The sequence below is a fragment of the Achromobacter aloeverae genome (assembly GCF_004121055.1).
In the GTDB taxonomy this organism is placed as follows: Bacteria; Pseudomonadota; Gammaproteobacteria; order Burkholderiales; family Burkholderiaceae_B; genus Bordetella_C; species Bordetella_C aloeverae.
The window spans coordinates 438,814-460,991 of sequence record NZ_PYAL01000007.1; the positions used below are offsets into that span (position 1 = coordinate 438,814).

A 22,178-nucleotide genomic window follows, 5' to 3' on the forward strand; every position below is an offset into this window, starting at 1 on the left:
ATTCAGCGAGCAGGCGCGGGGGTGCGCGGCGGCCCGGCATCCTGGTCATCCGATTCATTGGACGTATCCGGGCCGCCGTCCCTGTCCCCGCTCGCAGAGGGGCGGCCCGCAAGCTTGCCTGCGGGGTTTTCGCCCATCCTGCCGCTGCGGACATAGGGGCCGGTCCGGCCCGCCAGCTCCTGTTCGGCCTCGCGCTGCTGCGACGCCTGGGGCGCATGGCCCTGGCCTCCGCCGCTGAATTCAGCGCCCGGCGCCACGGCATAGTCCGCGCCGCCCTCGCTTGCATCGAGGCTGCCGCCGCCATGGCCGGCGGCACGGCGCCCTGAATGGGGAGTCTCGTAGCCCCGCGCATCCGGTTCAGTGGGCGTGGGCGCCTCACGATCGAGGTCGACCTCGTCCCCCGCACCGCTGGTTTGCTCGCGCTCCAGATTCTTACGCGCCGCCTCCCTGTTCTCGGGAGGAGGCGAGGTTGGATATTTCGACATGGCTGTCTCCATTGGTTCCAGGCGCGCGAGACGGGCTGTCCCCGCACCTACAGCGAACGCAACAGCGCGACCGCCGCGATGGCGAGCGCGCCCATTTTCAGGAGCCGCGTGGCATCGCGGTTCCCCGACGTCCGCCGGTATCCGCCATCGATGGCATGACCCTGGGATGGCGCGAATAGATTTCCTTCACTACGAGGCGCCGGATCGGCGCGCTTGAACCCGGCATCCATCAGCCGGCGCGTGACGCCGGCTGACAGGTCGGGCGCCACCGTGTGCGCCAGGCGCACCGGCCAGGCGACACTGCCCAGCATGGTGGACGGCTGCGGCCGGCGCGACAGCCGGACGAGCGCCTGGGCGACTTCCCGGGGGTCCAGCATGGGCGGCGGCGGACGCAGGGTCTTGCCCGAATAATTGGCGCCATGCCCCACGCCCGGCGTATCCACGAAAGTGGGATAGACCTCGCAGACCGCCACGTCGGGCAGGTCGGCCAGTTCCGCGCGCAGGGACTCGGAGAAGCCGCGCAAGCCGAACTTGCTGGCGGCATACGCGGCGGAGTAAGGAGCGGGCGCCCACGCGCCGATGGACACCATATTGATGATCACGCCGCGGCCGCGCTGGCGGAAATGCGGCAGCGCCGCGTGGCAACCGTAGATATGGCCCAGCAGATTGGCTTCGACCACGCGCCGGTGGGCGCTCAAGGGCACTTCCTCGAAGCGCCCCACGGCGCCGATGCCCACATTGTTGATCCACACGTCGATGCGGCCGCAGGCCTCCAGGGCGCGCTCCGCCAGGGCGACCACCTGGTCCGGCTCGGTAACGTCCGTAGGAACCGCGAGCGCGGACCCGCCCGCGCGCCGGCAGGCGCCGGCAACCTGCTCAAGCGCCTCGGCGCCGCGAGCCGCCAGCACGACAGTCGCCCCCTGCGAGGCAAATGCCAGCGCCGCCGCGCATCCGATGCCGCTCGACGCCCCCGTGATCACCACGATGGGGCCCGATGTCTGCATGGTGGGCACCGGTACGCTGCGGGATGCGCTTTCCTGGTGAACCGTGGTCGCGGCCATCGTGGTTTCGGCCTGGGGAGTTTCCGCCATCACGCTCTCCTTCGTCCGCGTGGACATTGAGAAGAACCGCGATCCCGCAACCCACATGCCCGCGATGCTAACCTTGCCAGGCGGCGCCCTTACCGATGAGCGTCCCTGAACCTGGAGCATGGCGCATGGCATTGATCCTGTACGACCTGGCGGCGGACGATACCGCCGTACGTTTCAGCCCTCATTGCTGGAAGACCCGCATGGCGCTGGCCCACAAGGGATTGCAGGCCGACTACCGTCCATGGCGCTTCACCGAAAAAGCGGCAATCGCTTTTTCAGGTCAGGAGAAAGTGCCGGTGCTGGTCGACGGCGATGAGACGATCCACGATTCCTGGCGCATCGCGCGGCACCTGGACAGCCGCTACCCGGACCGACCGGCCCTTTTCACGGAACAGCCGCCCATGCCCTTGGCGGAATTCGTGAACGCCTGGGCCGACAAGACGCTGGTGCCGGCCATCGCCCGTATCATCCTGCTCGATATCCACGCCTGCCTGCACCCGACCGACCAGGACTATTTCCGGGCCTCGCGGGAGAAGGCCTACGGGCAGGCACTGGAGTCCGTGGTGGCGGACCGCGCCGCGCATCTTCGCGCCCTCGGGCGGGCGCTGTCGCCGCTACGCCATATCCTGCAATCGCGCGACTACATCGACGGCACGGCGCCGGCCTATGCCGACTACTGCGTCTTCGGCATGTTCATGTGGGCCAGGTGCGTCAGCGCCATCCCCCTGCTCCAGCCGGATGATCCCGTCCACGCCTGGAGAGAACGCTTGCTGGACGCCCATGGCGGGATGGCGCGATCGGCGCCGGTGGCGGCCGCGTAGTATCAGCGCGACGCGGCGCGCAAGGCCTTGGCGGCCTGGACCATATTGGTCAGCGCGGGCAGGACCTCGCTCCATTGCCGGGTCTTCAGGCCGCAATCCGGGTTGACCCACAGGCGTTCGGCCGGAACCCGTTCCGCCGCCAGCTTCATCAGCTTCACCATGTACTCCTGGTTCGGAATATTGGGCGAGTGGATGTCGTACACACCCGGGCCGATTTCGTTCGGGTACTCGAAGCTCTTGAAGGCGTCGAGCAGCTCCATGTCCGAACGGCTGGTTTCGATGGTGATCACGTCCGCATCCATGTCGGCGATCGACTTGATGATGTCGTTGAACTCCGAATAGCACATGTGGGTGTGGACCTGGGTCTCGTCGGCCACGCCATTGGCGGTGATGCGGAACGATTCGACGGCCCAGTCCAGGTATTCCTGCCACTGCGCCTTGCGCAGCGGCAAGCCTTCCCGCAGCGCGGCTTCGTCGATCTGGATCACGCTGATGCCGGCCTTTTCCAGGTCCAGCACTTCCTCGCGGATGGCCAGGGCCAGTTGGTAGCACGACACGGAGCGCGGCTGGTCGTCACGCACGAAGGACCAGTTCAGGATGGTGACCGGACCGGTCAGCATGCCCTTCATGGGCTTCGTGGTCAGCGATTGCGCGTACTTGATCCACTCGACGGTCATGGCCTTGGGACGGCTGATGTCGCCAAAGAGGATCGGCGGCTTCACGCAACGCGAGCCATAGGACTGCACCCAGCCGAACTGGCTGAAAGCGTAGCCTTCCAGCTGTTCGCCGAAGTACTCGACCATGTCGTTGCGCTCGGCTTCGCCGTGCACGAACACGTCCAGGTCCAGCGCTTCCTGCTCCTTCACGCAGCGGGCGATTTCCGCCTGCATGGCGGCCTTGTACCCCGCGGCATCCAGGCGGCCCGCCTTGAATTCGCTGCGCGCATGGCGGATTTCGGACGTCTGAGGGAACGAACCGATGGTGGTGGTCGGGAAGGCCGGCAGCTTCAGCAAGGCCGATTGCTTGGCGGCACGCACGGCATAGGGGCTCTTGCGCCGGCCCAGCCGGGCGTCCAGCTTGGCAATGGCGGCCTTCACCGTGGGATTGTTGACGCGCGGCGAATTGCGGCGGGCCGCGATGGCCGCGGCGTTGGCGGCCAGTTCCGCCTGCACGGCGTCGCGGCCCTGGTTCAGCGCCGACGCCAGCACGGCCAGCTCGCCCAGCTTTTGCTTCGCGTACGACAGCCAGGATTTGATCTCGCCATCGAGTTTCTGTTCGCTGTCCAGGTCGACCGGAACGTGCAGCAAGGAGCACGACGGCGCCACCCACAGGCGATCGCCCAATTGCCTGGCAAGGGGCTCCAGCCATTCCAGCACGGCATTGAGATCGGTCTTCCAGATATTGCGCCCATTGATCACGCCCAGCGAGATCACGCTTTGCGCCGGCAGCGCGGCGATCAGCGCGTCGACTTCAGCGCGGGCGTTGATGGCGTCCAGGTGCACGCCCTGCACCGGCAGGCTCGCCACCAGCGGCAGATTGCCTTGCAGCTGGCCGAAATACGTCGCCAGCAGCAGCTTGACCTTGCCCGTGTTCAACGCCCGGTAGGCCTTGGTGAAGGCGGCGTCCCAGCCGGCTTCGAGTTCGGTAACCAGGATGGGCTCGTCGATCTGAACCCATTCCACGCCCGCGTCCGCGAGCCTGGCCAGCAGCTCCACGTAGACCGGCAGCAGGCGATCCAGCAGCGCCAGCTTGTCCGACTCGTCCTTCGCCTTGCCCAGCGCCAGGTAAGTCACCGGCCCGATGATGACCGGCTTGGCCTTCACGCCCTGCGCCGAGGCTTCGGCCAATTGCTCCACCAGGCGGGAGGCATCGAGCTTGAATGCCGTGTCGGCCTTGAATTCCGGGACGATGTAGTGGTAGTTGGTGTCGAACCACTTGGTCATTTCGCCGGCGGCCACCCCACCGCAGCAGGCGGCGTGCTCTTCGGCGCCTTGCGCCGAGCGGCCGCGGGCCACCCGGAAATAATTGTCCAGCGCATCGCCGTGGAAGCCCTGCACCCGGGTGGGCAGGTTGCCCAGGGTGAAACTCATGTCCAGGACCTGGTCGTAGAAGGCGAAATCGCCCACCGGCGACAGGTCGAGCTTCGATTGCAGGGCCCAATTTATCTTGCGTTGCTCGACGCCAACGGCCTTGAGCGCCTCGCGGCTCGACTGGCCCTTCCAATAGGATTCAAGGGCGAACTTCAGTTCGCGCTTCGCGCCGATGCGGGGGAAACCAAGATTATGAAAACGTGCCACGGCGACCATCCTGTCGATTCTGTAAAAGTAGCTGGCATGGTAGGGCCGCTAATTCATGAATGAAAATGGTAATATTTCATCGATCAATGAATTTCCTTCATGCATGGCCGCACTCGAACGCATCCATCTGGCTATCATTCGCGCCGTGGACCAATATGGTTCGCTGACGGCGGCCGCCGACCATTTGCATTTGACGCAATCGGCCCTGAGCCACACCGTGCGCAAACTGGAAGACCAGCTGGGCACGGCGATCTGGCACCGCGAGGGCCGAAGCTTGCGGCCCACCCAGGCCGGTGAATATCTATTGGCCGTCGCCAACCGCTTGCTGCCTCAACTGGACCATGCCGAGGAACACATCAAGCAATTCGCGCAGGGCGCGCGCGGCGCCTTGCGCATCGGCATGGAGTGCCATCCCTGCTACCAATGGCTGCTCAAGATCGTTTCGCCCTATCTCGCCGCGTGGCCCGCGGTCGATGTCGACGTGAAGCAGAAGTTCCAGTTCGGCGGCATCGGCGCCTTGTTTGGCTACGAGATCGACATGCTGGTGACTCCCGACCCGCTCTACAAACCGGGACTGGTGTTCGAGCCGGTGTTCGACTACGAACAGGTGCTGGTGGTCGGGCCAGGGCATCCGCTACGCAAGAAAAAATACATCGCGCCGCCAGCGCTGGCGAACGAGACCCTGATCACCTACCCCGTCGCGATCGACCGGCTCGATATCTACACGCAGTTCCTGATGCCCGCCGGCATTACGCCCCGGCGCCACAAGCCGATCGAGACGACCGACATCATGATGCAGATGGTGGCCAGCGGACGCGGTGTCGCCGCGCTACCGCGATGGCTGGTCGAGGAGTACGCCGACAAGTTCGACGTGGTGCCCGTGCGGCTGGGCGAGCACGGTATTGCCAAGCAGATTTTCCTGGGCGTGCGGGAAGCGGATGTCCAGATCGATTATCTGCGCGCGTTCGTGGAACTGGCGCTGGCGCATCGGGACGTCCGCTAGGACACCGCCCGTAGCCACACGCCCTGGACCCGCAAGGCCCACGACACGCCGGACATGTCAGGCAGCGCCGGGGCGCCAACCGGGGGCAGCCATCTCGAAGCTGGCGAATTCGAATCCGGGCGCGACGGTGCAACCCACCAAGGTATAGCGGCCCAGCGGTCGCGCTGCCTGCCAGACGTTTGCCGGCACCACGGCCTGGGGTCGCTGGCCATGCGCGAGATCCGTGCCCAGCGTGATTTCCTCCACCGTATTCCCGTCGGAAAGGCTGAGAAGCAAGGGGTCGCCCGCATAGAAGTGCCAGACTTCCGCCGCATCGCGGACGCGGTGCCAGTGGGAACTGTCGGCGGCCTCCAGCAGGTAGTAGATCGCCGTAGAATGGGCGCGAGCTTCCCCTTGGGCGCGCGCTCCCCCCGACGCATCACGAAAGGTCTCGACATACCAGCCGCCTTCCGGATGGCGCTGCATGCCCAGCGTTTCGATGATCTCGCTCGCTTCCATGTCGATATTCTCCTTGCCCCTGGGGCATTCCGCCCCGTCGTGACGGCCGCGGGGCGGGCCCTAGCATAGCGCGTCACGGCCTACGGATCAGTCATCGCGGATGACCCTCACCCAAGGGTAGGCGTCGCCATCGGCGGCACCAATACGGCCACGCTGGCATTGTTGCCGCCCGGCATGCGGGTGCGGCAAAATACCCAGCTTCCCGCCCCTCTTTCCAGGCGCCGGCCCTTCCCCCTCATGACCGACTCCTTACTCCTGTTCGATCGCCACCGCCCTCGCCTCCATGGCATTGCCTATCGCATGCTGGGCACCGTGGCGGACGCCGAAGATGTCGTGCAGGAAGCATGGTTGCGCTGGCATGTCACGGACCGCGCCGCGGTGGAGAACGCCGAAGCCTGGCTGGTGCGCGTCACCACCCGGCTGGCCATCGACCGCTTGCGCGTGGCCAAGGCCGAACGCGAGAACTACACGGGCGTCTGGCTGCCCGAGCCCATGCTGATGGCCGCGCCCGCCACGCCGGAACAACTCCATGAGCTCGCCGACGATGTGTCGGTGGCGTTTCTGTTCATGCTGGAGCGCCTGTCACCCGATGCCCGTGCTGCGTTCCTGATGCGGGAAGTGTTCGAGGCCGACTACGAGGACATCGCGAAGACGCTGGATAAGAGCCAGGCCGCCGCGCGGCAACTCGTCAGCCGCGCCAGACAGCAGTTGCGCCAGGGCGCGCCGCGCCGGTCCGTGCCGCGCGCCACGCTGCAACGCCTGCTGGAGACCTTCGCCGCGGCGATGCAGCGCAGCGATTTCCATGGCCTGCATGCCTTGCTGAGCGACGACGCCGAACTGATTGGCGATGGCGGCGGCAAGGTCGCCAGTTTCGCCCGCCTGGTCGGCGGCAAGCGCCTGGCCCAGCTGTTCTATGCCGGCGCGCGACGCTACCGCGATGCGCTGCGCGTCGAGGTGACACAGGTCAATGGACAATGGACCTTGTTGCGCTTCATCAACGGCGAGCTGGAATCCGTTCAATCCTACGAGAGCGATGGCGAGCGGCTGACCCGGGTGCTCGTACAGCGCAATCCCGACAAGCTGGCACGCATCGCCGACGCGTTCGCGCGAGGCTGACGCGCGCATTTCCTGCCGCCTTTGGTGAGGCCTTTGGTGGGGCCCTCGGCGAGGCCCTTGGTTGGGGGCTTTGGTGAGCGGCAGTCAACATGGTGATCCTTCCGGAGGATCTACCGGCACGGCATTCGCGCGCCTACGATGGGCCTGCCCTCCACTACCCGGAACAGATCATGTCCAAGACCATGAAATTCGGCTTGTCCCTGATGGCGGCAGGCGCCCTTCTGGCGCTTGACTCGCCGGTCAGCGCCGCTCCGCCCCATCACGTCACACCGTCCGCCGCCGCCCAACCCGTCGTCACCGAGCTCATGACCAGGTCGCTGCCGGACATGCCCGGCAAGGAGGGCACGATGCTGCTCGTCGACTATCCCCCCGGCGCCGCCGATCCCGTGCACCGGCACGAGGCCAGCGCATTCGTATATGTGCTGGAAGGCAGCATCGTCATGCAGGTACGAGGCGGCAAGGAGGTCACGCTGGCGGCCGGTCAGACTTTCTACGAAGGGCCGAACGACGTCCACACCGTGGGCCGCAACGCCAGCGCCACGAAGCCGGCCCGGTTCGTCGTCGTCCTGGTCAAGAAACAGGGCGTGCCGGCGTTGATTCCTGCTGAATAGAGGAATGCAGTCGTCGATCGCGCTCAGCGCGACGGTAGGTTGGCGACCTGCCTGCCGCAATACGCGTCCGACGATCAAAGGCATTACCTGTGTTATCCCAATCGCCGGCACTTGCCGGCGCATGCGGGTATTCATCGACTACATCACGGACCGGAGCCGCGGCTCGCCCTTGGTTGAACCGGTCCGTGGTTAAGCTTGGCCTCGGTTGAACCTGGCCTTGGTTGAACCTGGCCTTGGTTGAACCTGGCCTTAGTTGAACTTGGCCTTGTCCAGCCCATAGGCCTTGTCGGCCGAACCCGGCACGGTCTGGAAGCCCACGTTCAAGCGGTTCCAGCCGTTGATCGCCATCACCGCGAAGGTGAGGTCCGAGAGTTCCTTTTCGGACAGTTGCGAGCGCACGCGCTCATACACCTCGTCCGGCACGCCGTGCGCACCCAGCGTCGTAAGCGCCTCCGTCCAGGCCAGGCAGGCGCGTTCGCGAGGGGAGAACTCGTTCGATTCACGCCAGATCGCCACATGATGAAGGCGCAATTCGCGCTCGCCGTGGATCTTGGCCTCTTTCACATGCATGTCCAGGCAGAATGCGCAGCCGTTGATCTGCGATGCCCTGATCTCGATCAGGGTCAGGATCGATTTCTCGATCGCGCCCGATTTGACGAGCAGGCCAAATTCGATGAATTTCTTGAAAAGTTCGGGCGATTGCGCGAACGCGTTCAGACGTTGACTCATGATCATTCCTCCGATGAAAGGGCGTACCCGGCATTGCCCTGCCGGCGTGCTACGCATGCTTGAACAACGTCCAGATCGTAGGCGCGCGGCGCAGGCAGCGGAAGGCATGGCGAGAGGACCGTGGTGTTGCCTTCAGTGCAACAATGGCGGCGCCCTCCCTTGGCCGCGTCGCGGCGCCCTGCCCGGAGACCCTACAAGAAGCCTCCCGAAAGGCGCGACCAACGGGAAGCACGGGACGATGCGGTCAACACTGGGCGTGGAGTGCCGTGTAGGCGTAGGACCCGTCTGATTTTCGAATGGGACGTATCAGGAGCTTCCTGGCGGAGCTATGATGCGGTGCACCGGAAGGTAGTCATGGGCCTTCCTATTTTGAGCAGAGATCGATCTTGGGAACATACATACTTCGCGCCAGCCTCGGTCGAGGCCACCCGAATACGCGCACACGCCGCCGCTCCAGCGGCGATGGCCGTGGTACGGAAGTCCGTCTCGCTAAGCTCGAAGCAACCACAGAACATATCCAGCGCGATCTGTCTGATCTGAGGACGGAAGTTCGCGGACTCCGCACGGAAGTCCGCGCCGACTTTCGCCTGCTATTCGGCACCATCCTTACAGCAGCCGTGGGATTGGCAGGCCTGATGGTCAAATTGCTGGGCTGGTTTTAGGACGGCTGTTACCGCGCACCGTCCGGGCCCTCCGTGGCTGCCCCAGGCTGCTCATCACGGTCGCCTTCGAGTGGCGGCAGGCCAGCCTGGCGCCGCGCCTCGGGGCCGCGACCGTATTCGTCCTTGTTCTCCGGTCTCAAATCGCCCCCCGCCGGATAGCCCGAATTCGTCGCCTTGTCGGGATTCGGTTGGCCAGGGGGTTGGGTTTCCTGCGGTTGGGCGCTATGCCGGGAGCTTTCGTTCTCGACGTGGGGCATGACAGGGCGCGACATATTCCCTACCTCCTATACCTTGGCCTTCGCATCGGGTTGTGCGGCGAGTTGCAGGAACCGGCGCACAACGCCCGCCATATTGTGTTCCAGCCAGTCCGCCATCGCCTGCTCCTCCGGCAAGATCCTTTCGAGGACGGCCATCGTCTCATGGTCGCCCAGCGTGCGCGCTGCCTCGATAAGGTTGCGGTATGCGGCAATCTCGAAGTGTTCGAAGGCATAGCTCATCATTCCGCCCTTCACCACTTCGTCGCTGGCGAACATGCCCGCCATACCTTGGGCACCAGCCATGGCCTTGCCGGCCACATCCTTGAACGATGACGTGTCGCCGCCACGCCGCTCGATGCATTCCGCGACCAGACGCTTCTGGTTCCGGGTTTCCTCGAGATGCTCCTCGATACGGCGCTTCAAGTCCGGATAGTTTTCGAGGCGGCCGGCCTGCGCCTTCAACATGGTCTCGGCCTGCTCCTCCATTGCGTGCGCGTCACGCAGCCAGTCCATGAAATGCGACTCGGCGATTTCTCTCTCTTCCATTGCGGTCTCCCGGTGGGGGTGCACCCGCCGCGGTCGCGGCGTGGCAGGGACCACCATGGCACATATCATTCCCGCCCAAGAGGAGCGTTCCGCCGACACACGCCAAGCTCACATGCCTTATGCCGATATACACCGGTGCGTAAGATACGCTCATGAATGCGCTGGCTTTTTGAAAAATTCGGACGCAGGTACAGGACAGGCGCCCGGCTATGCACGGGCATAGCTTGCGCAAGTAGCGCTGAAGCACGTTGGGCGAAGATAGGACCAGTCTGATTTTTGAGCGATGAAGGTCTGGGGACGCTCGCGAGGGGCTGCGATTTCGCTCTGCGGTCAAATCGTCAGGATGGTCCCGGTCCGTAAGTGCAGGCCAAGGTTCCAGGATTATCCGAAATTATCCGCCACCAAGATAAGGCGGGTTACCTGGTCGGTGGTCTATGTCGATCTCTGGCAAGCGCGGCTGCGCCCTGAAGGTCATCGCTGGTCCACGAGCATGGTCGCTACGTCCTTGCCTGGAAGAAATCTCAAACGATCGCCACAGCTTCGACTTCCACCTTCAGGCCGAAATGCAGCGGCCCGGTGGGAACGACGGCGCGGGCAGGCCTGGACGTCCCCACCCATTCCGCATAGATGGAGTTGAACAAGGGCCAGTGCTCCATGGACTCGATGTACACCCGGACCTGCACCAGCTTCTCGATGCCCGTTCCACCGGCCTGCAGTGCGGCGGCGACATTTGCCAATGCCTGGCGCGCCTGTTGCTCGAACGGCGCATCGGTCAGTCGACGCCCATCCGCCGTGATGGGCAACTGCCCGGAAACGAATGCAAAGCCGTTAGCGACGACCACATGGCTGTAATGTCCACCAGGAGGCGCATTCGCTTCTACAGACGGGGTAAGCAAGCGGTCATTCGCCATGGCGTCGACTCCAGGATTGCACCGGGCGGCCAGGAACTTCCTGGGCCGCGACAGTCTTCAGTGTACGCATCATGCAGGTTCAGTCCTGCGCCTCGAATTTCGTTTTCAGCGCCGGGACATCGTCGCGCAGCCCCTTGGCGATAAGGCCTGTCACCGCTTCGGGCGCGGCCGCGCTTCCCGTGGGCAAGTCCACGCCGACGGCCGCCATCTGCTTCCGAAACTCCGGGTCCGCGGCGGCGGCGGTCAGGGCGTCCGTCAACCGTGCCATGACCCGCGCCGGGGTTCCCTTGGGCGCGAAGATGGCATTCCAGGATTGTACGTTGAGCGCATATCCCGCTTCGCTGGCCGTACCGACATCGGGGAGCTGCTTCAGACGCGCGTTGGACAGGACCGCCAACGCCCGGATTTTTCCACCCGCGACCTGCGGCAGCGCGGTGGTCGTCTGGTCGCACATGAAATCCGTCTGCCCACCCATCAAATCGTTCATTGCCGGCGCCACGCCCTTATACGGGACATGCGTGACATTGACCTTGAGCGATGCCAGCAGCAGTACGCATCCATAATGCGATATGGAGCCCACGCCGGCGCTGCCATAGGAAGCCTTGTCCTTGTTCGCGTTCAACCATGCGATAAAGGACGGCAGGTCCTTGGCTGGAAGGGTGGAGCGGCCGAGCAGCATCATGGGCGCCGAGCCGGCGAGCCCGACGGGCTGGAAATCCGCCACGGGATCGTAGGGCAGCTTCTTGTACAACGCGACATTGGCGACATGCGTCCCTATCGTGCCGAATCCCAAGGTGTAGCCGTCGGGCGCGGATCGGACCACCCGTGCCAAGCCTATCGTGCCTCCCGCGCCGGCCAGATTCTCCACGACCACGGCCTGGCCCAGGTTCTTGCCCATCTGCTGGGCGAATCCGCGCGCCAGGGCGTCGCTGGGTCCGCCTGGCGGAAACGGAACGATCAGGGTGATGGCGCGGCTGGGAAATCCGGCATCCTGGGCGTGGGCCGGCATGGAGGCTCCCAGCAAGGAGGCGGCGGCCAGCAGGCTGCCCAGGAGGAACGAGGGACGGCGGTGAGCAGGGAACATGGTTAGTCCTGAATAAGCGCGTCAGCGTACGGCGTGGAAGGATTGAAGCCAGGGCAAGGCGGGCGCCAGCGTGGGCGCTTGCAGGTCTGGCTCCGGCGCCCCCGTGGGCAAGGCCAGGCCAACCCGGTTGTGCCAGAACGTGCGCAGGCCGACCGCCGACGTGCCGAACATGTCGTAGCCGGATCCCGCGACGAAGGCGGCTTCTTGCGCGTCGACGCCCAGACGTTCGAGCGCCAGGCGATACGGACGGGGGTGGGGTTTATAGAAGCCAGCCTCTTCGGACGTAACGACGACGTCCCATTCGACACCCAGCAGGGCCGCGGCGCGCTCGCCGAGCGCGCGGGAGCAATTGGTGACCACGGCCAGCTTGCAATGCGGGCGCAAGGCCTGCAACAGCTCGCGGGCGCCGTCCCACGGAGGCAGCGTGTCCCACTGCGTTTCCAGTGCGACTGCCGCGGATGCGGGCAGGCCGGTATCGCTTGCCGCTCTACGCACCAGTTCTTCATAGGGCACGTATGCGCCACAACCATAGGTGAGTTGCAGGTAGCGGGCACGCCAGGTCCGGCCCTGTGTCTCCGAGCCCGCGGCGGCGTTCCAGATGGTCCAGGAGTCCAGCAAGGCGGTCAACAGGTCAAACAGCACCGCTTGCGGATATGAGGGAGTGGAAGTAGATGTCGAGTTCATGTCGCGCACTCTACCTGCCTGGCACGGGGCTGTGTTTTAATCATTCGACATCAATCGTTAAATTGAATTTAATGGTCCAGATCGACGATTTACAGCTCGCGGCGACGCTCCTCCAGGAGGAATCCCTTAGCGCCGCGGCGCGCGCGCTTGGTGTGACGCCTTCCGCGCTGTCGATCCGGTTGCGCAAGCTGGAGGCGACCCTCGGCTTGACGTTGGCGACCCGAAGCGCCCGCCGGTTGAACCTCACGGCCGAGGGCGAGCGCTTCGCCCGCGATGCAAGCCAGCTTCTTGCCCAATTGAATTCCCTGTGCGAGTCGCTGCAACGGGATGCGGGGCAACTCACCGGCTTGCTGCGTCTCGCCGCCCCTTTCGGTTATGGCCGCCGCCATATTGCACCGCTGATGGCGGAGTTCGCCCGTACGCATCCCGGCCTGCAGCTGCAACTCGACCTGTACGAGACACCGTGGCCGGACCGGCATGAGGCAGACGCCATCATCCATATAGGCGCGGTCCGCGACTCGACCTGGGTGGCGCGCACGCTGGCGACCAATGCCCGGTGGCTTTGCGCCAGTCCGAAATATCTTCGGAGCCACGGGACGCCGGGCACGCCCAAGGACCTGGTGAAACACGCCTGTATCTGCATCCGGGAAAATAACGAAGACGTGACGCTATGGCGCGTGCGCCCTGGCACGGGCGCCGGCGCGGATGGCGGCACGGGACAGGAGACCGTGCGGATTTCTCCGGCCTATTCGACCAACGATGGCGCGGTGGCGCGCGACTGGGCCGAAGCCGGCCTCGGCCTGGTATTGCGATCGGAATGGGATGCCGCCGAGGCGATCGCGCAAGGCAAGCTGGTCCGCGTGCTGCCGGAGTGGCACTTCGGCAATGCCCATATCATGCTGCTCGTTCCCACGCGCAAAGGCCGCAGCGCGCGGCTACAGGCATTGGTGGAATTCCTGGAGAAAAAGATAGGCGACCAGGCCCGCCATCGCGCTACTGCGTGACCGCGCGCGCGGACTTCGAACCTTCGGCTCAGGTGGTTTCCCGTTGTACGAGTCGAAAGCCCAGGTCCAGGTGGCGCTGCGGATTTTCCCTCCCCTCCAGTTCGTTCAAGAGCAGCGTGCCTGCCGAGCGGCCGATTTCGTAGCGGGGCGTGGCGATCGTGGACAGGGGCGGCGTTGTCCATGCGGCGCCGCTCAAGTCATGGAATCCCACCAGGCCCATGCGCGCGGGCACGTCGATGCCCATGCGTCCGCATTGAAATACCGCGCCTTGGGCAAGGTCGTCGTTGCAAAAGAACAGCCCGTCGCATTCAGGGTGATCGCGCAGCATGGCTTCGAGCAAATCGGCGCCCAGGCTTAGCGAGGACCTGGTCGGCGTCATGATCTCCAGTTCCGGCTCGTACATACCGGCGTCGCGCAAGGCCTGCCGGCATCCCTCGCACCGGCGCAGGGAACGCGGGTCCAACTGCGCGCCGATAATGCCGATATGGCGGTAGCCCCGGTCCACCAGATGGCGACCCGCCGCATAACCCGAGTCGAACTGCGAAAAACCTACGCTCATTCCCGAGTCGCCGGAAAGGGTCTCGATGGTATGGACCGTGGGTATCTTCAGCGATTCCAGCAGCTTCCAGGTGGCCGGCAGGTGGTCGATGCCGGTCAGGATCAACCCGTCAGGGGAGTGTTGCAGATAGGTGCGCAACAGCGCTTCTTCCGCTTCCGCCGAATAACCGGTCAGCCCGATATGCATGTGATAGGCATGGGCATCCAGGATCTCTTTTATGCCCACCACGATGTCCACGAACACCACATTGGTCAGGGACGGGATCAGCACCACAATGGTGCGTGAGCGCGCCGAAGCCAACGCGCTCGCGGCATGGTTGGGGACATAGCCCAGGCGGTCGCAGGCATCCTGGATACGGGCGCGCACCTCCGCCTGCACCTTGTCGGGCGTGCTCAACGCACGCGACACGGTGATGGGCGCAACGCCGGCGGCGCGAGCGACGTCGGCCATGGTGACGCCGTTGCGGTGGGAGCTCCTGGACCTTCGTACCGTCATGGGTGAGCAGAGGCAAAAGCTGCAAGTGTGACCCAAAGCCAATGTTGGGACAAACCCGAGCAGGGGTTGGCAAAACCCACATGGTAGCGCTACCATCCGTCCCGCGTCGAGAAAAGCCAAAAACGCAGGGAGACAACGATGCAAACCTTTCCTCCGCCGGACCCAGCGCCGCACGCCTACACCCGCGCGCTCGCCCTGGTTTTCCGCATCCAGAGCTGGCTGATGGTGGCGTGCCTGGTCACCATGGTCGTGCTGCTGTTCGGCAACGTCGCGTTGCGCTACCTGTTCAATTCAGGCATCAACATTTCCGACGAAGTGTCGCGGCTGGCCTTCGTGTGGCTGATCTTTATCGGGTCCGTACTGGCGGTGCGAACGCACACCCACATGGGTGTGACCATGCTGGTCGAGCGTTTCGGCCCGGCCGCCCGCCGTATCTCCCATCTGTTCTGCCAGGTACTGATCCTGGCGGTGCTATGCATGTGGATAAAGGGTGGTTGGGCGCAGACGCAAATCGGCATGGGCACGCAGCTTCCCGTGACCGGGCTGCCGGCGGGGCTCTTCGACCTGGCTTGCCTGTACGCGGCGCTTGCCATGGCCCTGCTGACGCTGGCCGACATCGTCTTGACGCTGGGCGGCGCCGAACCGCCGCTGGATGCCAGCGCCACCGACCCGCTCAGTTGATCCCAGGCCCAGGAGCGGCTTTCTCTTTCCGTGCGCGGCAGTGCCGCAATCCTGCGTATGGGCAACCATAAGCAGCTTCCATAAGCAGCCTTACGGCAGTCATCCCCCCCGGACGCCATGATCCTTTCCGTCTTCCTGATAGTCCTGCTTGGCCTGCTCGCCTTGGGCATGCCGATCGCATTCGCCCTGGTCATCAGCGCGGTGCCGATGATGTTCCAGCTCGATTTCGTCGATCCCCAGATCATCGCGCAGAACATGCTGTCCGGCGCCAACAGTTTCACGCTGATGGCCGTTCCGCTGTTCATGCTCGCCGGCGAGTTGATGAATGAAGGGGGAATCTCGCGCCGCATCGTCAACCTTGCGTCGATGTTCGTGGGCCATATCCGGGGCGGCTTGGGCTACGTGGCGATCTTCGCCAGCGTCTTGCTGGCCGCGCTCTCCGGTTCGGCCGTGGCCGACGCCGCCGCGCTGGGTTCGCTGCTGATACCGATGTTGCGCGAGAAGGGCTACGAGGCCGGCGACTCGGCCGGCCTGATCGCCGCGGGCGGCATCATCGCGCCCATCATCCCGCCGTCCATCTCCTTCATCATCTATGGCGTGGCGACCAACGTATCGATCACCAAGCTTTTCTTCGCTGGCATCGCACCCGGATTGCTCATGGCGCTTACGTTGATCGCCGTGTGGGCGTGGACCTCGCGGCGCAGCGGCGGTGCAAGCGTCGCGCCGACACCCAGGCAGCCGTGGTCGGCTCGCTTGCGGGCGCTGCGCGAATCCATCTGGGCGCTGTTCCTGCCTGTCATCATCATCGGCGGCTTGCGCGGCGGCATCTTTACGCCCACCGAAGCGGCGGTGGTGGCGGCCGTGTACGCGCTGTTGATCAGCCTGTTCGTCTATCGGGAAATCAGCTTCAAGGACCTGGGCCCGCTCTTCTTGCGCGCGGCGAACACCACCGCCATCGTCATGTTCCTGGTCGCGGCCGCCATGGTCTCCTCGTACATGATCACCTTGGCGGACATGCCGCAAGACCTGGTCGCCTTGCTGGGCCCATTTCTCGACCATCCGAAGTGGCTGATGTTCGCGCTGCTGATCGTCCTCACCCTCGTGGGGACCGCGATGGACCTTACGCCGACCATCCTCATCCTGGCGCCGGTCCTGACGCCGGTGATCACGAAAGCCGGGATCGATCCGGTGTATTTCGGCGTCATGTTCGTCATGGTCGGCTGCGTGGGATTGCTCACCCCGCCGGTCGGCACGGTATTGAACGTCGTCGCCAGCGTGGCGCGAATTCGCATGGAAACCATCATCCGGGGCGCCTGGCGCTATGTCGTCGCCTACACCCTGCTGCTCGTGGTGATGGTCATTTTCCCCGAGCTGATTACCGTTCCCGCGAAGTGGATCCACTAGTTCATCCGTATTGCAGCAACCCGTAGCGCGATAACCACCAAGGTAAAAACCCTGAGGAGACTCACATGTTCACTCGCACGAAAAAACTGATCGTCGCGCTGGCGGCGATATCGGCCTGCAGCGTGGCCGGCCTGGCCCATGCCCAGGAAGTAAAAACCCGCATCATTCGCTTCGGCTACGGCCTGAACGATGACAGCGTGCAAGGCCGCGCGGCGCGCTACCTGGCCGAGGAGCTGGGCAAGATCAGCGGCGGCAAGCTGAAAATGCGCACCTATGGATCGGCCAACCTGGGATCCGACGAGCAGATGCAGGCCGCGCTGGTGGGCGGCGCGCAAGAGATGATGGTCGGATCCACGGCGCCATTGGCCACCATGGTGAAGGAATTCGGCGTTTACGACCTGCCGTTCCTGTTCAATGACGATAAGGAAGCGGACGCGGTGCTCGACGGCCCCTTCGGCGAGAAGTTGCTGAAGATGCTGGATGACAAGGGCCTGGTCGGCCTGGTGTATTGGGAAAACGGTTTCCGCAACGTGACGAACTCCAAGCGTCCGATCGTGAAGGCGGAGGACCTGGACGGCATCAAGCTGCGGGTCATGCAAAACAAGATAGCGCTGGGCGTGTTCGGCGCCCTCGGCGCCAATGCAGTGCCCATGCCATTCTCGGAGTTGTTCACCGCGCTGGAGACGCACACCGTGGACGGTCAGGAAAACCCCGTCACTACCATCCAGAGCAGCAAATTCTATGAAGTGCAGCCCTACCTGAGCATGACGCGACACGTCTATACGCCGTGGGTCCTGATGGCATCGAAGAAGTGGTGGAACACCTTGTCGCCCGACGAGCAGAAATTGATCCGCCAGGCCGCCGCGTCGTCGCGTGACTTCGAGCGCAAGGACAGCCGCGCCGATTCCGCCAAGGCAATGGGTGTGCTGAAAGAGTCCGGAATGAAGATCAATGTGGTGTCGCCGGAAGAAATGCAGCGCTTGCGCGAGAAGTCGCAGCCCGTGGTGGACAAATACACCCAGGAACTGGGCCCGGACCTGGTCAAGCAGTTGCAGGAAGAAATCAACAAGGCACGCAAGGGCTGAATTGTTGTATCGCTCAGCCTGAGCCTTATGTCGAAACGCCGGGACCCGGGGCTGGCGCCCCGGGTCACCAGGCGGGAAAGCGCCGAAGCAAAGCAGGAGATCCACAGTGTCCGACACAGCAAGACGTTTGCGTAGCCAGAAATGGTTCGATGACCCTACACACGCCGACATGACCGCCATCTATGTCGAACGTTATCTGAACTATGGCTTGACGCGCGCCGAGCTGCAGTCCGGCCGCCCCATTATCGGCATTGCGCAGACCGGCAGCGACCTGGCGCCGTGCAACCGGCACCATCTGGAATTGTCGCAGCGTACGAAAGCGGCCATACGGGATGCCGGCGGCATCCCCATGGAATTCCCGGTACATCCCCTGGCCGAGCAGGGCCGGCGCCCCACCGCCGCGCTCGACCGCAACCTGGCCTACCTGGGGCTGGTGGAGATTCTCCATGGCTATCCCATCGACGGCGTGGTGCTGACCACGGGTTGCGACAAAACGACGCCGGCCTGCCTGATGGCGGCGGCCACGGTGGACATCCCGGCCATCGTGCTGTCCGGCGGCCCCATGCTGGACGGTTGGCACGAAGGCAAGCGTGTCGGGTCAGGTACGGTCATCTGGCACGCCCGCAACCTGATGGCGGCCGGCAAGATCGACTACGAAGGGTTCATGACGCTGGCAACCGCGTCGTCGCCCTCGGTGGGGCATTGCAACACGATGGGCACGGCGCTTTCGATGAATTCGCTGGCGGAGGCCCTGGGCATGTCGCTGCCCACCTGCGCCAGCATTCCCGCGCCATACCGCGAGCGCGGCCAGATGGCGTATGCCACGGGTCTGCGCATCGTGGAAATGGTGCGCGAGGACCTGCGTCCGTCGCGCATCATGACGAAAAAGGCGTTCGAGAACGCCATTGTCGTGGCGTCCGCCCTGGGCGCGTCCACGAATTGCCCGCCCCACCTTATCGCCATCGCGCGGCACATGGGCGTCGATCTGTCGCTGGACGATTGGCAACGGTGTGGCGAAGACGTGCCCTTGCTGGTCAACTGCGTGCCGGCGGGAGAATACCTGGGCGAAAACTTCCACCGCGCCGGCGGCGTGCCCGCTGTCCAGCATGAGCTGCTGGCGGCGGGAAGACTGCATGGAGACTGCCTGACCGTATCGGGCAAGACGGTGGCCGAGATCGCCGGGCCGGCCGTTACCACGGACCGCGACGTGATCCGTACCTGCGACGCGCCCCTGAAAGAGCGCGCCGGCTTCATCGTCCTGTCGGGCAACTTCTTCGATAGCGCGATCATGAAAATGTCGGTCGTGGGCGAGGATTTCCGCAAGGCCTATCTGTCCGAGCCCGGCCATGAAAATTCCTTCGAGGCGCGCGCCATTGTCTTCGATGGGCCCGAGGACTATCACGCACGGATCGATGATCCACAACTCGCCATCGACGAGCGCTGCATACTGGTGATACGCGGCGCGGGTCCTGTCGGCTATCCCGGTGGCGCGGAGGTGGTGAACATGGCGCCGCCCGCCAGCCTGATCCGCCAGGGCGTGGACTCCTTGCCCTGCATGGGCGACGGCCGCCAGAGCGGCACGTCGGCAAGCCCATCCATCTTGAACATGTCGCCCGAGGCTGCGGTGGGCGGCGGATTGGCCTTGTTGCGCACGGGCGACCGCATACGCGTGGACCTGGCCGCACGCACCGTTACGCTGGCGGTAGAGCCCGCCGAACTCGAAGCGCGCCGAGGCGAACCGACGTTCGAGATTCCACCGCCGCAGACGCCGTGGCAGGAATTGTTCCGCGGCCTTACCGGGCAGCTCTCGACCGGCATGTGCCTGGAACCCGCGACGCTTTATCTGAAGGTGGTGGAACAGCGAGGCGATCCGCGGCATTCGCACTAGGCACAATGCCAGGGAGATCCAGCTGAATGGCGGCGCCGGTACCGGGCGCCGCTTGCAGCACCACCACTCTGTGCCTAGATGACATAAAGATCCACGTATTCATGCACGGGCATCGCTTCCAGCCTGGCCTGATCCAGTGACACATCAAGGATTTTGTCCTGCTGCCGGGCGGGGAACTGGCGCGCCAGATTGGTCCGGAACTTGGCTTCCAGCAGGGGAATGCCGTCGGCGCGCCGGCGCTTGTGGCCGATGGGATATTCGCAGACCACCTCATCCAGCTTGCTGCCGTCCTTGAACGTCACCGTCAGCGCATTGGCGATCGAGCGCTTGTCGGGGTCGTGATAATCCTGGGTGAAGACAGGGTCCTCGACGCAGTCGATGCGATCGCGCAGCGCGTCGATGCGAGGGTCGCGGGCCACGTCGTCCTCGTAATCGGCGGCCGTCAGCCGGCCGAACAGGATGGGCACGGCGACCATGTACTGGATGCAGTGGTCGCGGTCGGCCGGATTGTTCAGCGGCCCTTTCTTGTCGATGATGCGGATGCACGCCTCGTGGGTGCGGATGGTGATCTTCTCGATGTCGTCGGCGCTCTTGCCGGCCTGCTTCAGCAGATCGTGTATGCGCATCGCGCACTCCACCGCGGTCTGCGAATGGAACTCCGCCGGAAAGGAAATCTTGAACAGCACGTTTTCCATTACGTAGCTGCCATAGGGGCGCTGGAATTCGAAGGGCTTGCCCTTGAACAGCACGTCGTAGAAGCCCCAGGTCCTGGCCGTCAGCACCGACGGATAGCCCATTTCGCCAGTGCGGGCGATGAGCGCCAGGCGCACGGCGCGGCTGGTGGCGTCGCCCGCCGCCCAGCTCTTGCGGCTGCCGGTGTTGGGCGCATGGCGATAGGTGCGCAGGCTTTGCCCGTCGACCCAGGCCAGGGATACGGCGTTGAGGATTTCCTCGCGCGACAGGCCCAGCATTTGCGCGACGACCGCCGTGGAGGCGACCTTCACCAGCACCACGTGATCCAGCCCCACTTTGTTGAAGGAGTTCTCCAGCGCTATGCAGCCCTGGATCTCGTGCGCCTTGATCATGCCGGTCAGCACGTCCCGCATGGTCAGCGGCGGCTTCCCGGCGGCCACGGCACTGCGCGAGAGCCAGTCGGCGGTGGCGAGGATGCCGCCCAGGTTGTCGGACGGATGGCCCCATTCGGCGGCCAGCCAGGTGTCGTTGAAGTCCAGCCAGCGGATCATGGCGCCGATATTGAAGGCGGCCTGGACGGGGTCCAGTTGGAACTGGGTGCCTGGCACCTTGGCGCCGTTGGGCACGATGGTGCCGGGGACGATGGGGCCCAGGAGCTTGCGGCAGGCGGGATATTCCAGTGCCTCCAGTCCGCAGCCCAGCGTGTCGATCAGGCAATTGCGCGCGGTTTCGTAGGCCAGCGGGCTGGCGATTTCATAGTCCAGCACATAGTCGACGATGTCGACGAGAACCTGGTCGGGTTGCGGACGCACATTCGATATAGCGGTAGACATGCTTTTTCTTCCGAGGGCTTATTTGCGTGACTCGATCGGCACGAACTTCTGGTCTTCCGGACCCGTGTAGTTGGCGGTCGGACGAATGATCTTGTTGTCGACGCGCTGCTCGATGATGTGGGCCGACCAGCCGGCCGTGCGCGCGATGACGAACAGGGGCGTGAACATGGCGGTGGGCACGCCCATCATGTTGTAGCTGACGGCCGAGAACCAGTCCAGGTTCGGAAACATCTTCTTGATGTCCGCCATGACGGTTTCCAGGCGTTCGGCGATGTCGTACAGCTTGGTGGTGCCGGCCTGCCTGGACAGCTTGCGCGCCACCTCCTTGATGACCTTGTTGCGCGGGTCGGAGACCGTGTACACGGGATGGCCGAAGCCGATCACCACTTCCTTGTTCTCGACGCGGCGGCGGATGTCGGCCTCGGCCTCGTCCGGATTGTCGTAGCGGCTTTGCACTTCGAACGCCACTTCGTTGGCGCCGCCGTGCTTGGGGCCGCGCAGCGCGCCGATGCCGCCGGTGATGGCCGAGTACATGTCCGACCCCGTGCCGGCCACGACGCGGCAGGTGAAGGTCGACGCGTTGAACTCATGCTCCGCGTAGAGGATCAGCGAGGTGTGCATCGCCTTGACCCATTCCTCGGGCGGCTCCTTGCCATGCAGCAGGTGCAGGAAGTGCCCGCCGATGCTGTCGTCGTCGGTCTCCACGTCGATGGAGCGGCCGTTGTGGCTGTAGTGGTACCA

Annotated in this window: 21 protein-coding genes; 9 read left to right on the forward strand and 12 right to left on the reverse strand. The window is 64.4% G+C overall.

Going from position 1 to position 22,178, the window contains the following annotated elements:
- Positions 1-2: 2 nt before the first annotated feature.
- On the reverse strand, positions 3-485 hold the full coding sequence (locus C7R54_RS23420; protein ID WP_129153075.1) for a hypothetical protein: 483 nt from the start codon (positions 483-485) through the stop codon (positions 3-5).
- Positions 486-532: 47 nt separating this feature from the next.
- Positions 533-1,576, reverse strand: coding sequence for an SDR family oxidoreductase (locus C7R54_RS23425; protein WP_129153077.1), 1,044 nt, complete (start codon positions 1,574-1,576; stop codon positions 533-535).
- Between the two features lie 125 nt (positions 1,577-1,701).
- Between C7R54_RS23425 and C7R54_RS23430 the strand changes: the two genes are divergently transcribed.
- Positions 1,702-2,397, forward strand: a complete 696-nt coding sequence (locus C7R54_RS23430; protein ID WP_129153078.1) for a glutathione S-transferase family protein — start codon at positions 1,702-1,704, stop codon at positions 2,395-2,397.
- 2 nt (positions 2,398-2,399) lie between these two features.
- Here C7R54_RS23430 and metE read toward each other — a convergent pair whose 3' ends face one another.
- Complete coding sequence (gene metE, locus C7R54_RS23435) at positions 2,400-4,694, reverse strand: 5-methyltetrahydropteroyltriglutamate--homocysteine S-methyltransferase (RefSeq protein ID WP_129153081.1); 2,295 nt, start codon at positions 4,692-4,694, stop codon at positions 2,400-2,402.
- Between the two features lie 103 nt (positions 4,695-4,797).
- Here metE and C7R54_RS23440 point away from each other — a divergent pair, with 103 nt between their 5' ends.
- Positions 4,798-5,697, forward strand: coding sequence for a LysR family transcriptional regulator (locus C7R54_RS23440; protein WP_129153083.1), 900 nt, complete (start codon positions 4,798-4,800; stop codon positions 5,695-5,697).
- 57 nt (positions 5,698-5,754) lie between these two features.
- Here the strand turns inward: C7R54_RS23440 and C7R54_RS23445 are convergent, their stop codons facing one another.
- A complete protein-coding gene (locus tag C7R54_RS23445; RefSeq protein ID WP_129153085.1) occupies positions 5,755-6,195 on the reverse strand; it encodes a cupin domain-containing protein in 441 nt (146 codons plus the stop codon).
- A gap of 237 nt (positions 6,196-6,432) precedes the next feature.
- On the opposite strand from C7R54_RS23445, the gene C7R54_RS23450 reads away from it, so the two are divergent.
- Both C7R54_RS23450 and C7R54_RS23455 read left to right on the forward strand, forming a co-directional pair.
- Positions 6,433-7,311 (forward strand): RNA polymerase sigma-70 factor, encoded by an 879-nt coding sequence (locus C7R54_RS23450; RefSeq protein WP_129153087.1) that lies wholly within the window; start codon positions 6,433-6,435, stop codon positions 7,309-7,311.
- A 170-nt stretch (positions 7,312-7,481) separates the two neighbouring features.
- On the forward strand, positions 7,482-7,922 hold the full coding sequence (locus C7R54_RS23455) for a cupin domain-containing protein (protein ID WP_129153089.1): 441 nt from the start codon (positions 7,482-7,484) through the stop codon (positions 7,920-7,922).
- Between the two features lie 249 nt (positions 7,923-8,171).
- On the opposite strand, the gene C7R54_RS23460 is transcribed toward C7R54_RS23455, so the two are convergent.
- The 5 genes from C7R54_RS23460 to C7R54_RS23485 form a co-directional block, all read right to left on the reverse strand.
- Positions 8,172-8,651 carry a carboxymuconolactone decarboxylase family protein gene (locus C7R54_RS23460; RefSeq protein WP_129153090.1) on the reverse strand — a complete coding sequence of 160 codons (480 nt, stop codon included), beginning with the start codon at positions 8,649-8,651 and terminating at the stop codon, positions 8,172-8,174.
- 946 nt (positions 8,652-9,597) lie between these two features.
- Positions 9,598-10,116: a ferritin-like domain-containing protein gene (locus C7R54_RS23470; RefSeq protein WP_129153094.1), complete on the reverse strand. Its 519-nt coding sequence runs from the start codon at positions 10,114-10,116 to the stop codon at positions 9,598-9,600.
- Positions 10,117-10,637: 521 nt separating this feature from the next.
- On the reverse strand, positions 10,638-11,027 hold the full coding sequence (locus C7R54_RS23475; protein WP_129153096.1) for a RidA family protein: 390 nt from the start codon (positions 11,025-11,027) through the stop codon (positions 10,638-10,640).
- A 79-nt stretch (positions 11,028-11,106) separates the two neighbouring features.
- Positions 11,107-12,111 carry a tripartite tricarboxylate transporter substrate-binding protein gene (locus tag C7R54_RS23480; RefSeq protein ID WP_129153098.1) on the reverse strand — a complete coding sequence of 335 codons (1,005 nt, stop codon included), beginning with the start codon at positions 12,109-12,111 and terminating at the stop codon, positions 11,107-11,109.
- 21 nt (positions 12,112-12,132) lie between these two features.
- Positions 12,133-12,795: an HAD family hydrolase gene (locus tag C7R54_RS23485; RefSeq protein ID WP_129153100.1), complete on the reverse strand. Its 663-nt coding sequence runs from the start codon at positions 12,793-12,795 to the stop codon at positions 12,133-12,135.
- Between the two features lie 71 nt (positions 12,796-12,866).
- Between C7R54_RS23485 and C7R54_RS23490 the strand changes: the two genes are divergently transcribed.
- Complete coding sequence (locus tag C7R54_RS23490; RefSeq protein ID WP_129153102.1) at positions 12,867-13,799, forward strand: LysR family transcriptional regulator; 933 nt, start codon at positions 12,867-12,869, stop codon at positions 13,797-13,799.
- A 28-nt stretch (positions 13,800-13,827) separates the two neighbouring features.
- On the opposite strand, the gene gntR is transcribed toward C7R54_RS23490, so the two are convergent.
- The gene (gntR, locus tag C7R54_RS23495; protein WP_240039675.1) at positions 13,828-14,808 is read right to left on the reverse strand and encodes an HTH-type transcriptional regulator GntR; all 981 of its coding nucleotides are present in this window, start codon (positions 14,806-14,808) and stop codon (positions 13,828-13,830) included.
- A gap of 183 nt (positions 14,809-14,991) precedes the next feature.
- Here gntR and C7R54_RS23500 point away from each other — a divergent pair, with 183 nt between their 5' ends.
- From C7R54_RS23500 to C7R54_RS23515, 4 genes are all read left to right on the forward strand, one after another.
- Positions 14,992-15,534: a TRAP transporter small permease gene (locus tag C7R54_RS23500; RefSeq protein ID WP_240039676.1), complete on the forward strand. Its 543-nt coding sequence runs from the start codon at positions 14,992-14,994 to the stop codon at positions 15,532-15,534.
- A 117-nt stretch (positions 15,535-15,651) separates the two neighbouring features.
- On the forward strand, positions 15,652-16,938 hold the full coding sequence (locus C7R54_RS23505; RefSeq protein ID WP_129153105.1) for a TRAP transporter large permease: 1,287 nt from the start codon (positions 15,652-15,654) through the stop codon (positions 16,936-16,938).
- A gap of 65 nt (positions 16,939-17,003) precedes the next feature.
- On the forward strand, positions 17,004-18,023 hold the full coding sequence (locus tag C7R54_RS23510) for a TRAP transporter substrate-binding protein (protein WP_129153107.1): 1,020 nt from the start codon (positions 17,004-17,006) through the stop codon (positions 18,021-18,023).
- A gap of 106 nt (positions 18,024-18,129) precedes the next feature.
- The gene (locus C7R54_RS23515; RefSeq protein WP_129153109.1) at positions 18,130-19,911 is read left to right on the forward strand and encodes an IlvD/Edd family dehydratase; all 1,782 of its coding nucleotides are present in this window, start codon (positions 18,130-18,132) and stop codon (positions 19,909-19,911) included.
- Between the two features lie 74 nt (positions 19,912-19,985).
- Here the strand turns inward: C7R54_RS23515 and C7R54_RS23520 are convergent, their stop codons facing one another.
- Entirely contained in the window at positions 19,986-21,437 is a 1,452-nt protein-coding gene (locus tag C7R54_RS23520; RefSeq protein WP_129153110.1) for a bifunctional 2-methylcitrate dehydratase/aconitate hydratase, read from the reverse strand.
- 18 nt (positions 21,438-21,455) lie between these two features.
- Positions 21,456-22,178, reverse strand: a 723-nt coding sequence (locus tag C7R54_RS23525) for a citrate/2-methylcitrate synthase (protein WP_275669705.1), incomplete at its 5' end; no start/stop codon positions are given.

Coding starts and splice junctions, on each gene's coding strand:
- C7R54_RS23505 (WP_129153105.1), top strand. CDS start 15,652: ATGATCCTTTCCGTCTTCCTGATAGTCCTGCTTGGCCTGCTCGCCTTG.
- C7R54_RS23485 (WP_129153100.1), bottom strand. CDS start 12,795: ATGAACTCGACATCTACTTCCACTCCCTCATATCCGCAAGCGGTGCTG.
- C7R54_RS23455 (WP_129153089.1), top strand. CDS start 7,482: ATGTCCAAGACCATGAAATTCGGCTTGTCCCTGATGGCGGCAGGCGCC.
- C7R54_RS23520 (WP_129153110.1), bottom strand. CDS start 21,437: ATGTCTACCGCTATATCGAATGTGCGTCCGCAACCCGACCAGGTTCTC.
- C7R54_RS23475 (WP_129153096.1), bottom strand. CDS start 11,027: ATGGCGAATGACCGCTTGCTTACCCCGTCTGTAGAAGCGAATGCGCCT.
- gntR (WP_240039675.1), bottom strand. CDS start 14,808: ATGGCCGACGTCGCTCGCGCCGCCGGCGTTGCGCCCATCACCGTGTCG.
- C7R54_RS23490 (WP_129153102.1), top strand. CDS start 12,867: ATGGTCCAGATCGACGATTTACAGCTCGCGGCGACGCTCCTCCAGGAG.
- C7R54_RS23500 (WP_240039676.1), top strand. CDS start 14,992: ATGCAAACCTTTCCTCCGCCGGACCCAGCGCCGCACGCCTACACCCGC.
- C7R54_RS23445 (WP_129153085.1), bottom strand. CDS start 6,195: ATGGAAGCGAGCGAGATCATCGAAACGCTGGGCATGCAGCGCCATCCG.
- C7R54_RS23440 (WP_129153083.1), top strand. CDS start 4,798: ATGGCCGCACTCGAACGCATCCATCTGGCTATCATTCGCGCCGTGGAC.
- C7R54_RS23450 (WP_129153087.1), top strand. CDS start 6,433: ATGACCGACTCCTTACTCCTGTTCGATCGCCACCGCCCTCGCCTCCAT.
- C7R54_RS23420 (WP_129153075.1), bottom strand. CDS start 485: ATGTCGAAATATCCAACCTCGCCTCCTCCCGAGAACAGGGAGGCGGCG.
- C7R54_RS23430 (WP_129153078.1), top strand. CDS start 1,702: ATGGCATTGATCCTGTACGACCTGGCGGCGGACGATACCGCCGTACGT.
- C7R54_RS23470 (WP_129153094.1), bottom strand. CDS start 10,116: ATGGAAGAGAGAGAAATCGCCGAGTCGCATTTCATGGACTGGCTGCGT.
- C7R54_RS23480 (WP_129153098.1), bottom strand. CDS start 12,111: ATGTTCCCTGCTCACCGCCGTCCCTCGTTCCTCCTGGGCAGCCTGCTG.
- C7R54_RS23425 (WP_129153077.1), bottom strand. CDS start 1,576: ATGGCGGAAACTCCCCAGGCCGAAACCACGATGGCCGCGACCACGGTT.
- C7R54_RS23460 (WP_129153090.1), bottom strand. CDS start 8,651: ATGAGTCAACGTCTGAACGCGTTCGCGCAATCGCCCGAACTTTTCAAG.
- C7R54_RS23510 (WP_129153107.1), top strand. CDS start 17,004: ATGTTCACTCGCACGAAAAAACTGATCGTCGCGCTGGCGGCGATATCG.